At 41.3% G+C, this 11,951-nt stretch carries 10 protein-coding genes; 6 read left to right on the forward strand and 4 right to left on the reverse strand.

The features are described from left to right. A partial coding sequence (locus L2764_RS13965) for an RbmA family biofilm matrix protein (RefSeq protein WP_248940867.1) occupies positions 1–323 on the forward strand: 323 nt, incomplete at its 5' end. A 314-nt stretch (positions 324–637) separates the two neighbouring features. Here the strand turns inward: L2764_RS13965 and L2764_RS13970 are convergent. Together L2764_RS13970 and L2764_RS13975 are read right to left on the reverse strand one after the other, a co-directional pair. Continuing rightward, entirely contained in the window at positions 638–856 is a 219-nt protein-coding gene (locus L2764_RS13970; RefSeq protein ID WP_248940868.1) for a helix-turn-helix domain-containing protein, read from the reverse strand. A gap of 26 nt (positions 857–882) precedes the next feature. Then, positions 883–1,470, reverse strand: a complete 588-nt coding sequence (locus L2764_RS13975; RefSeq protein WP_248940869.1) for a DUF2975 domain-containing protein — start codon at positions 1,468–1,470, stop codon at positions 883–885. A gap of 162 nt (positions 1,471–1,632) precedes the next feature. Between L2764_RS13975 and L2764_RS13980 the strand changes: the two genes are divergently transcribed. Then, positions 1,633–3,717 carry a S9 family peptidase gene (locus L2764_RS13980; protein WP_248940870.1) on the forward strand — a complete coding sequence of 695 codons (2,085 nt, stop codon included), beginning with the start codon at positions 1,633–1,635 and terminating at the stop codon, positions 3,715–3,717. 83 nt (positions 3,718–3,800) lie between these two features. Here the strand turns inward: L2764_RS13980 and L2764_RS13985 are convergent, their stop codons facing one another. Continuing rightward, the gene (locus L2764_RS13985) at positions 3,801–5,060 is read right to left on the reverse strand and encodes an SLC5/6 family protein (RefSeq protein ID WP_248940898.1); all 1,260 of its coding nucleotides are present in this window, start codon (positions 5,058–5,060) and stop codon (positions 3,801–3,803) included. Between the two features lie 758 nt (positions 5,061–5,818). Further along, positions 5,819–8,422, reverse strand: coding sequence for a penicillin-binding protein 1A (locus tag L2764_RS13990; RefSeq protein WP_248940871.1), 2,604 nt, complete (start codon positions 8,420–8,422; stop codon positions 5,819–5,821). A gap of 526 nt (positions 8,423–8,948) precedes the next feature. Between L2764_RS13990 and pilM the strand changes: the two genes are divergently transcribed. From pilM to L2764_RS14010, 4 genes are all read left to right on the forward strand, one after another. Continuing rightward, positions 8,949–10,073: a type IV pilus assembly protein PilM gene (pilM, locus tag L2764_RS13995; protein WP_376708422.1), complete on the forward strand. Its 1,125-nt coding sequence runs from the start codon at positions 8,949–8,951 to the stop codon at positions 10,071–10,073. Between the two features lie 71 nt (positions 10,074–10,144). Beyond that, the gene (locus L2764_RS14000; RefSeq protein WP_248940872.1) at positions 10,145–10,732 is read left to right on the forward strand and encodes a PilN domain-containing protein; all 588 of its coding nucleotides are present in this window, start codon (positions 10,145–10,147) and stop codon (positions 10,730–10,732) included. Beyond that, positions 10,729–11,358 (forward strand): type IV pilus inner membrane component PilO, encoded by a 630-nt coding sequence (locus L2764_RS14005; RefSeq protein ID WP_248940873.1) that lies wholly within the window; start codon positions 10,729–10,731, stop codon positions 11,356–11,358. Before L2764_RS14000 ends, L2764_RS14005 begins: the two co-directional genes overlap by 4 nt. Further along, positions 11,355–11,897, forward strand: a complete 543-nt coding sequence (locus L2764_RS14010) for a pilus assembly protein PilP (RefSeq protein ID WP_248940874.1) — start codon at positions 11,355–11,357, stop codon at positions 11,895–11,897. Before L2764_RS14005 ends, L2764_RS14010 begins: the two co-directional genes overlap by 4 nt. Positions 11,898–11,951: the final 54 nt, after the last annotated feature.

Consider the following 11,951-nt stretch of genomic DNA (forward strand, 5'->3'; position numbering starts at 1 on the left):
TTGATGTAAATCTAACATACGACGGAGAACCAATTCATAACGATGGCGGCCGTCTTTATTTCAGTCGTTCAATTATGAATGACACAGCTGAAACTCAGATCATTAATAAATGGGCTTATATCACATTTCCAAACGGCTTTATTTATAATAGAGAAAAGGTAAAAACAATGACTTTAGCATCAGAAGAAGAGGCATACACTGCAAATGCTTATTTTGATATCCCTGCTCACTGGCCATCAGGCGAATATACTTATCAAGTTAATACAATGACAGTGCCAAATGTCGAACAATCTTCTGATAAATTCATTTTTACTAAAGATTAAATGATAATAGCCTACCAGTGATAAACACGGGTTATCACTGGTAGGCTTATTGTAGCTTTCTCACGTTAACTTTATACCAACGCCGATAATACGTATTCATTGCTGAACGATGCACTTCGGCTAACAATGGCTAATTGAAAGTTTACTGATATAATGACCTTGTATCTGTTTAACACTTATTTTCTTTGAGGTTTGCATCGGTAAGCCTCTAACGAGTCAACTTATCTCAGGATGGGGCAATGATTAACATAAAAAGGACGACTTAAGCGTCCTTTTTATTGTTTTCTCTGTTCGATATTTTTAACGTAGTGACACTACTTTTCTGTGTCATCACCCCTAAACTCGAGAATATCGCCGGGTTGGCAGTGTAAATATTGGCAGATATTGGCTAAGGTTTCGAAACGCACCCCTTTGACTTTGCCGCGTTTGAGTAACGACAAATTGGCTTCGGTGATCCCAATGGCTTTGGCCAGCTCTTTGGAGCTGACTTTTCGAATGGCCATCATGACGTCTAAATTAACAATTATTTCCATGGTGCGTGATAAACCCGTGCGGTGCGTTAAATAAATGCATTGTTTTCGGCTTCGATGTCTTTGGCGGCCTTTAATAAATAAGCAATCACCAGCATGAGCAGTAAGGTGGTGATGCTATCAAAACTGAATGCTAACTCAAGCGGGAAGTGGCCTAGCAAGTTTAATGGTTGCTGTTGTTCAAGAACGGAATGATAGTGTTGGGTGATTAAAGGTTGAAGGAATTTATAGATGAAACTGGCTATTTTTATCCAAATTAACCATAAATAACAGCGCATGGTTTGGCTACTGAAGAATTGACCTTGTTGAAAATAGCTCAGTAATTTTTGCATCCAGAATACGCCTAATACCAGCGCGAGCAAGAGGGGGAATTGTATGGCGAGTAAAATACCACGGTTTACCCCCTCATGTGACCAAAGCGCATGGAACAAATGGTTACTGCCGAGGCGCAGTTCATCACTTTCAATATAGCTATAGCCTAAAAATAAAAAAATTACCGCAGTTGCCATTATCACCAAGACTCGAAAAACCCCACTGATCTTCATCAGTTTTCTCATGTTGCTATTGGTGTTTATATTACTGTTGTGATGGTTTTCTTTATCAATATTGTTATTCATGGCTGATGTTTTTTTTGATGATGCAGTCACTATAACATGATGCTGTATTGTTGTTAACAGAAAATAATTATCGTTTTACAATAATTATTTTCTGTTCTATGATTGTTTGGCATGTTGTTAAACATGATTGAATTACATCAGCAATGAATAGGAATAAAGGGAATGTTGAAAATAAAAATAGGGACGGTAGGGGGATTACTTGGCTTGAGTTTGCTTTGTTTATGGTTAACAGGCTGTGCGCAAGATAGCGCGTTAGATAAGGTGAGTTTTCAGCAAGAGGATGAAGTTGCACTTATTCCCGTCGAGCACTTTTTTAATGAGCAAGCGGTGAGTGGACTTAAAGGCTCGAAAGATGGTCAATGGTTGGCATTTTTTAAAGAGTATCAAGGCAGTAAAAATATTTATTTGATGCAGACGGGGGGGGGCTTGGACACGGCTCTGCCTATTACCACTTCAAAGGATCCTATTAGTGAATTTTACTGGTCAACACAAGCCAATGAACTGTTTTTTTTAAAAGACAGCGAGGGTAATGAGAATACCCAGCTTTATCAATTAACCTTCAATGAGGACAAGACTCAGCCGCAAGTGTCTATTTCGCAAGTGGTTATTCCACAGGTGACTATTACGGCGCTCACCGATAACAAACAAGCGAGGTATGATTTTATTGGGCAGATTAAAGATAAGCCCGATACCTTGGTTGTCATGTCTAATCAGAATAATGCAGAGCGCTCTGATTTGTATCACTTGAATGTGAATACTCAGAAAATAAGTGCTATTTTTTCCAATGATTACGGCTTATTGGGGGTTGAAGTCAACAACGAAGGTTTACCTGTTGTGGGGGTGGGGGCTAACCCGAACAATACTTCAACGCTGTATATTCAAACTGGGGATACTTGGCAGGCGTTATTCACCACCCAATTTGGTGAGTTGGTTGAGTTATATGGCTTTGATGAAAAAAATGGACTTGCGTATATCAGCGCCAATATTGATGGCCGAGATAAGATGCAGCTTATTCGTGTTGCGCTTGATACGGGTAAGCTGACCACCCTACACCAAGATCCTTTGAATGAGTCGGATGTCTATGATGTGACATTTAATGAAAATGGCGTACCTGTGGCCGTGTCTTATTATGGGGGGCGTTTACGCACTTACCCATTGAATAAGGAGTTTGCGCATCATTGGGATAATATTAATGGGTATTTTAAGCGAGATGTTGAAATAAGCATTAGCTCTCTTGATGAAACCACAGGCCTATGGCAATTGAATGTGGGCAGTGATGTCGAGATGGGCAGTGATTATCGCTACAACGCGAACACACAAAAGGTGAGTGTGTTATTAGTAACTGAGCCGACGATTGCTCCTGAGTTGTTATCTCAGCGGCAATCGATCACTTATCAAGCCCGTGATGGTGTCACTATTCAAGCTTACTTAACCTTACCCAAGGGGAAATCTCAGCAATTACCGACGATTATTTTACCCCATGGCGGCCCTTGGTCTCGGGATTATTGGCGCTTATCATCGGGTTATTTTCATCCAGTGGCGCAATTACTGGCTAACCGTGGTTATGTGGTACTGCAACCTAACTTTCGCGCATCCACAGGATTTGGTAAGCATTTTTTCAATCTTGGCAATAAAAGTTGGGGCACGGGAGGCATGCAAGACGACCTAACCGATGGCGTGCAATTTTTAATTGATAAAGGCATTGCGGATAAACAGCGTGTGGGGATCATGGGTGGATCATATGGTGGCTACGCGGCGTTAGCGGGGATCACTTTTACGCCTGATTTATATCAAGCAGCGGTGTCTTATGTGGGGCCGTCAAGCTTAATTACCTTACTTGAATCTTTCCCTGAGCGTTTTCGTCCTTACTTAGGGCGTTTTTATAATGCGGTGGGCGATCCTCAAGTTGAAGCGGATAGAAAAGATATGCAGGCGCGATCACCGATTGAATTTGTGGAGCGCATCAAAACGCCGTTACTGTTAGTTCAGGGAGCGAACGATCCGAGAGTCACTCAGCAAGAGTCGGATAATATTGCTAAGGTAATGTTTAAGCAGTCATTACCCGTGGAGTATATTTTAGCCAAAGATGAAGGGCATGGTTTTTCAAAGCGCCAGAATAAATTGGCTTATATTGTGGCCATGGAGCAGTTTTTTGCCAAACACTTAGGGGGGCGAGCGGATAACAATGCCACATCGACTATTAGTGCGCACTTAGACACATTAAAAGTGGATGTGAGCCGATTGTAGTTTTTATTTGAGTTTTATTATTAACTAAACAGGACGCTTGTCAGCGTCCTGTTTAGTTTGACTATTCATCATTTATAAAAGCATTACAAAAATACCAATAAGGGCGAGATACACAAAAGGATGCCGATCATGATGATAAACCAAGTGGCTGGACCTTTGTATTTAGCCAATGCCGGCATTTTATACACCAAATAAGCCGGAATTAAACAGCCGACCAGTCCAAATATAGGGCTGCATATGGACGTGAAAGATAAGATGGGAGCGTTCATGGCAATGACCCCCCAAGCTAAAAGAATAATAAATACGGTAATGGCGTGATTGACTTTTTTACTGCTGATTTGCTCTGGTGGGTAGCGACGTAAGAGCAAGTTCATCGCAAGGCCGCGGCAGGCCTCTTGAAAAGCCATAAATACGCCAAAAAATGAGGTGACGACGGCAAAAATATTGATCACTATGCCGGTTATGGTGGCCCAACTGCCTGGATAGTAATGGGCGATGATGGCCAGTGCAGAGATATTTTGTGCTTGCGCTTCGCGTGCTTGCTCAGGACTGATGGCAAGGGTAAAAGACACGGCGAAGAAAAATACACTGATGAAGAGGACAGCGAAGGCTATTTTCATGGCGCGGGACGCTTTGAAACGAGCCACTTCAATGGATTTTTCATGGGAGCGGTATGAAATCACCATCGGGCTTAAGGATTGAATAAACAAAATAGAGGTTAGGGTAAAAGGTAGAGTGATAATGGCTTGTTTGAGCATGTCGCCCCAAGAGCCCATTGCGGGGACATTGGCCAGATCCCAACGCGACATTAATAGAAATCCCATTACGGCAACCAAAACTAATACCGTTACCGCCATAAAGCCTGAGAGTTTAAATAAGAAGCGCTCACCAATGGAGCCGATAAACGCTAAGACACAAATGAGGGCGAGTCCATAGAAGATATTGTCATTGAGATAACCTTCAGTGACACCAAATGAATGAAGGTATGAGGCGCTGTCATTAGTGACAGTGAGTGAATACACCAGCATCCAAATGACCAACATGACGAAGTAGAGTATGCCTAAGGCTACGCCCCAGTTTTTGCCTAAATAGCCGCTAATGACACCGGGATAATCGGTGCATTCCTTCGATTCTGCTAAGGTGTTAATAAAGAGCTTTTGAAACAGGTACATGCCTGGATAGCCAATGATGGCTGAAAGTAAGAAGACCCATAATCCAATCACACCCACTTGCACGGGTAAAAAGACAATGCCAGCCCCGATTGCCATGCCGATACTCATCACAATCCAGCCGATATCGACGCTGTCAAAACGAGTGGCTTGTTTCCACTCGCTCGGGGTCATATTGGCTATTTCATGGGGAGCGGGTGCGGGCAGCTGTCTGATCCCCTCAGGGGTGACATCATTGCTATTCATCATTATAAAGTTCCGTTTTATTGAATGTATTGTTTATGCTGCGATCATGGAAACACCATGATGAAGTGCACTGGGTCATGTTAGCTCTAATCAGTCTTAAAAGGGTAAAGAGTCGGTTATTATCTAGATTAATGGCGAGTGGAAATAATATTATTATTTTTTAACTAATATCAAATAGTTATTTACTCATACTTTGTTTTTTAGTTGTTTGTTTTTTGTTTTTATTTGGTTTTATTATGTTTGTTTTAGCGAGTGTGAGAGTGGCTGGATACAATATTGTTTTTGGATTTAGATATGATGTTAACAAGCAGTAACTGCTTGATTGTTTTCTGTGTAGTTAATTTTTATTTTCTGTGGTTGGGCGAGTGTAGATTAATTAATAACAATAATTTCATTTGGTTATGAAATAAATCCTATTGGATTTGAATCACTATGTGAGCTAAGGGGTTTTTATTGGGTACGCTCTGCATTGGCTAATGCTTATTTTACAAAGTGGTGAAGTTGTATTGTTTTTGTTTTTATAATGAGATTTTAGGGGGCTGTATAGATGAATAAAATATCATCTCATAATTTATTTTTTTAACATAGTAATTAGTCTAACAGAATGCTTGAGGAGGGTATTAATGAGTCGATGGTTCTTTTATTGGAATGCCGAGGGTGATCCTCGGCATTCAAAATTGAGCTAATTATTGAAATAAATCATCGGCAGAATTATCGATAAATATGTTGCCTTCGTCATTGGTCTCTGTCGCGTATTCTGTAGGCTCTGTGCCTGCGACAAAGTATTCAAAGCGACTGGTATAATCGGTTTTGTGGCTGAGTTTGCCGCTGGCTAAATCGATACGCACAGAAATAATACCTGCTGGAGGTGAGGCGGGAATTTCAGGGGTACCTGCTAAGGCATTTTTCATGAATTCATTCCACGCCGGCCCCGCCGTTTTGGCCCCAGATTCGGCTTGAAATATTTGACTCTTAGGCCCGTTGTTATCCCAACTTGTGCGTCCAAGCTCTTGGGCATGATCATCAAATCCAACCCAAACTGTGGTGGCTAAAGTGGGGTTGAAGCCACTGAACCACGTATCGCGCGATTCGTTAGTCGTCCCTGTTTTTCCTGAGATGTCATGACGTTTCACATCTCGAGAAGCACGCCAAGCAGTCCCGTTCCAACCGGTTCCTTTGCTCCAATTGCCTCCACCCCAAATGACACTTTTAAGAGCATCTGAAATAAGGAAGGCGGTTTGATGTGAAATAATTTGTGGTGCGAAACGGGCATCGATGCCACCACACTGATTGATACCAGCGGCATTTTTATTGTGTTGATCTTGCGGAGCAGTGGAAGTGCCGCTGTTTGGTGTCGTTAACACCTCATTGTTAGTCATGGTATTGTTTTGAACCAACTGATTATTGCTGCTTAAATTATCACTGTTTACTGGATCATTTTCGACCGGTGTCGGGGTACAGGCCAGAGTTGGGTTGGCTTGTTCTATGACATCACCTGTTGCCGTTTCAATACGCTGAATATAGAAAGGCTCAACAAGATAACCGCCATTGGCAAATGTTGAAAAGGCGGTAACGACTTGGAGTGGCGTGACGGATGCTGAACCTAATGCGAGTGATTCATTTCGGGGCAGGTCGGCAGGATCAAATCCAAATTTTGTGAGCTCTTTGATCGATGCATTTAAGCCGGAGTAACGCATGGTACGAACAGACATGACGTTAATTGACTGGGCTAAGCCTAGGCGTAAACGTGTGGGACCACCATAAACATCGGGTGAGTTTTTAGGTCGCCATGCAATCCCTTGACGGGTATCGGGTTGGTTAATCGGAGCGTTATTGATGAGTGTCGCAAGTGTGTAGCCTTTTTCTAATGCCGCAGTATAAATGAAAGGCTTAATATTTGAGCCTAATTGACGCTTGGCTTGGGTGACGCGATTATATTGGCTACGGAAGAAACTAAAGCCACCGACTAAGGCCTTAATCGCGCCGTCATGAGGTTCGATAGACACAATGGCACTGGATACCAGAGGTACTTGAGAAAGTTGCCAAATGGTGCTGTTATTTCTAATCCAGACTTGCTCACCTATGACTAATACATCGGTTGCCGCTTTAGGCGATGGACCTTGTTTTTTATGGGTAATAAAACGTCTGGCCCATTTAAGACCATCCCAAGGTAAGGTTAAACTTTCGCCTTTGGCAGTGAGGACGGTAGCTGTTTGTTCAGTGACAGCCATGACAGCTGCAGGCTGAAGCCCTTGAAAAGAAGTGGTTTTTTTGAGCTTTTCTGTGATTTCATCTATGCTGGGTGTGAGATCTGTCCACAAGACTTTAGTGCGGCCACGATAACCGTGACGCTGATCATAAGCATAAACATTATCTCTGAGTGCCTGTTGTGCATCAAGCTGTAATGTAGAATCGATGGTGGTGTAGATATCATAGCCGCCGGTATAAGCTTCCTCTTCACCTAATTTGCTAACGAGATAGTCTCTCGCCATTTCAGCCATGTAAGGGGCATATAAGTCGATCTCTGCGCCATGATAAGTCGCCGTTAATGGTTGTTTAAGCGCATCAGTGTATTCGGTATCGTTGATATAGCCGACATCGTGCATTCTCATCAGTACCACGTTACGGCGGCTCAGTGCACGTGAACGAGATGTAATCGGGTTCATCGTGGAGGGGGCTTTAGGGAGCCCGGCAATCATGGCCATTTCTGGTAGGGTTAAATCGGCGACATCTTTACCATAATAAACTTGTGCGGCGGCTCCGACACCATAGGCTCTTTGTCCAAGATAAATACGATTAACATAAAGGGTTAAAATTTCATCCTTGGTCAGTAATTGCTCAATATGGATAGAGATAAAAATCTCTTTTATTTTTCGTATGAGGGTTTTATCGCGGGTTAAAAAGAAATTACGCGCGACTTGCATCGTAATCGTGCTGGCACCTTGTTTCTTTTTTCCCGTGGTTATCATAACTAATGCGGCTCTGACTAAACCGATAGGATCGATGCCTTGATGCTCATAGAAACGATTGTCTTCTGTGGCAATAAAGGCTTGTAATAATGGCTTTGGAATATCTTGCAGTTCAAGCGGGATCCGTCTTTTCTCACCAAATTGCGAAATGAGTTTTCCGTCACTGGTGTAAATTCTAAGGGGGATTTGCAGCTTAACGGTTTTTAAAGTATTCACATCAGGAAGATCTGGCAGCACGTAATAATAGGCTGCAGTGATCGCTATAATGCCCAATAGAGCCAAGCTAAAAAAAGCAATTGTAAGACGTTTAAACCACTTCACCAGATAATTCCATCAAGAATAAATAAGCCCAGTAGTATATACCTAAGGTAGTTGAAGATGCCAGTTTACGCACTTAGCTGTCCTGTGAGTTCAAATGTGAGTGTTTTAAAATAACCTCAATAAAGCATTGCTTTTAGCAACTATTGACTGATGTGAAAATAGCAATTGTAAATATAAGTAATATTTTGTACAAATAGAATAACTGAAAGGAATGGTCTTTTGTTTTTTAAATATAAGATAACAATGTTTAATGCGATATATTTAATGCTATATCGTTGCTGGAGTAGAGGATGCTCTGTGTAAGCGCTATCAATTTTGTTGATAGAAATATTGATTAATGCGAATTATTTATCGTTAACTCTAAATTAAGGTGCGTTTATTTTATTTTAGTAGTAGCTTGTTAAGATCTGTTGGACGTTGGTGATAACTTTTGCCGACCTTCGTATTGCGTTCATTGTCGTTCGACCTGATTGCTCCGTTTATGCCGTCCTATGTAAATCAGCCCTAACACTGATAGATAAAAGTGATGAAAACTATGTCATCTGAGCAATGGCTTTCAAAAGTGGTTTGGTCAAAATTTAAACCTTGGTTACACACTGCACCGCTAATGGTGGGGATTGACATCGGTTCTCACGAAGTCAAAGCCATCCTATTAAGCAAAAAAGAAAGGTCTTATCATATCGTACGTCACGCAGCGATTCCTTTGATGAAAGGGACGGTGGTGGATCGAGAGATAAAAGACTTGAAGGCCTTAGTGGATGCTCTGAGTTTGATCAAACGGGCGTTACCTAAAAATATCAAATTTGCTGCGGTGGCGGTATCAGGCTCCGCTGTGATTAATAAGGTGATTGAAATGGATGCTTCTTTGACTGAAGCTGAAATGGAGGCGCAAATTGAGCTAGAAGCCGAGAGCTTGATCCCTTATCCATTGAATGAAATTAGTATCGATTTTGAATTATTAGATCTTGAAAAAATTGAAGATGATAACGTAGAGGTGCTATTAAGTGCATGCAGAACGGACACTATAGATAGTCGAATTGATGCGTTAGATGATGTTAATTTAGAGGCTAAAGTCGTTGATATCGAAGGTTATGCCTTAGGTCGTACCTATGAATTTATTCGACATCAATTACCCAATGAAGGTTATCACAGCGTCACCGCCATGATTGATGTAGGGGCAAATATGTTAACGCTAGCCATGATTGAAGAGGGGGAAACTGTGTTTGTTCGTGGTCAAGATACAGGGGGAGACGCTTACACTCAAGCCATCATGTCCACTTATGGCTTGACTTATGATAAGGCAGAAAAAGCAAAAATATTGGGTGAGTTGCCTTTAGCGTATAAAGAAGAGGTGTTATTGCCGTTTCAAATGCAACTATTACAAAAAATTAAGCATATTTTACAGCTGTATTATACGGTGAGCGAGCGAGAGCGGATTGACTATATTGTGTTATGTGGAGGCGGTGCCTGTATTGAAGGTCTCGTGGAGAGAATAAAAGTTGATCTTAATATTGATACCATGATAGCGGATCCCTTTACGGGGCACTTGGAAGCATCGAGTCCCATTAAAAAACAACTTCAATCACAAATGGCTAAATACATGTTGGCTTGCGGATTGGCATTGAGAAGTTATGGCCAATGGCCAATATGAATCGATAAAATACATGAGTGCGTTAATTTTAATAATTGGGTTAAGAAAGAGAAAGATAGCACAGGGATTGTATGGCAAATATTAATTTATTACCTTGGCGTGAAGAAGCGAGAGAACAACGAAAAAAAGATTATTTCCGGGTCTTATTGTTGGTTTTTTTAGTCTCTGTATTGGTCAGTTATCTTTCTTTACTCGTGGTTAAAGGAATGATTTCGGAGCAGAAGGGACGTAATGACTATTTACAATCTGAAATTAATTTTCTTGATAAACAGATTGGTGATATCCAATTAATTCGTGTGCGTAAAAAAGATATTGAGCGCCGCACCGATATTATTTTGAACCTTCAGCAAGCCAGAAACTTACCCACACGGGTGCTCGATGAGCTCGTCAGGGTCGTACCAGCGGGAGTGTATTTATCGAGCATTAAAAAAGAGGGGTCTCAATTGTTGATTGAAGGGCGAAGTGAGTCAAATAATCATGTGGCTAATATGATGCGTCAGGTGAAGGCATCGAAATGGCTACAGGATCCCAATATGCAATTAATTGCAGTGCATGATGAAGCCTCTCGTCAATTACAACGTTTTATTTTGAATGTCACGGTTGTTAATGCTGCTGCCGTGAAGCCCGTCGAAGAGATTCGCTCAAGGGAGCGTCCATGAGAATTGATTTTGAGCAGTTTAAGGATGTTGATTTTGAGAATGTCGGTGGCTGGCCCAAAGCCGTTAAGGTCTTTTTTGGATTGTTAGTGGCAACGTCAGTGTTTATTGCCAGTTATTTTCTAGTGATCGCTGATGCTAAAAATGAATTGGGCACTATGCAAGGGCAAGAGGGGGCTCTTAAAGCCTCCTTTAAAAATAAGTATCAACTTGCCGCTAATTTAGCCCATTATCGAGAGCAGCTGGCTTTGATGGAGGTTCAATTTGCTAAATTATTAAAGATGTTGCCGTCAGAAAATGAAATGCCTGGCCTTATTGATGATGTCACTTTTGTGGCGACGGATACTGGACTTAAGATCCATAGTTTAGAGTGGGGGGCCGAGTTACAGCAAGATTTTTATATTGAATTTCCCATTAAAATCTTAGTGAGCGGTGATTATCATGAGTTAGGTTATTTTGTCAGTGGTGTGGCTAAATTGCCTCGTATTGTGAGCTTACACGACTTTACTCTTAAAAAAGGAGGGCATGGTGGTTTAGAAATGCAAATGTTAGCTAAAACATATCGTTTTAAAGAGGGCGCTGATTTAAAAGATGGAAAAAAGGCTAAGAAGAAAAAGGTTAAAAAATGATGAAAATAAAATCACTGTCTTTTTGTTTTTTGTGTCCGATATTTTTTAATCTTGGCTGTAGTGATAAAGGGGATTTGGAACAATTTGTGACGGATACCAAGAAGAAACATACTGCTCACATCGCGCCATTGAAGGCCGCACCTCAATTTGAACATTTTGACTATTCAGGTAAGGGCATGCGGAGTCCTTATGTGCTTCCGGTGCGAAAATTAACAGAAGAAGTGGTTGATAGAACAAAAAATTGTTTACAACCTGAGCTTAATAGGCAAAAAACCAATCTTGAGACTTATGCATTGGATAATCTAAAAATGCGTGGTTCGTTAACGGATCCACATTTAGGGGCTAAACCCGTTATTTGGGCCTTAATTGAAACCCATGATGGTCAGGTTCACCGCTTATCTGTTGGTGATTACTTAGGGCTCTATCATGGGGAAATTGCCGTTATCACGGAGACAAATATTGAAATAATCGAACTCATTCCTGATGGTGGAGGGTGTTGGACACATAGAAGTAGCCACATGGCATTAGTTGATGAGTAAGTGTGATCAGTCTTGATCTCAGTATAAATTAAGAGCAGATTTCAGGGAAAGAAT

It is taken from the genome of Shewanella surugensis (assembly GCF_023284005.1).
Lineage (GTDB): Bacteria > Pseudomonadota > Gammaproteobacteria > Enterobacterales > Shewanellaceae > Shewanella > Shewanella surugensis.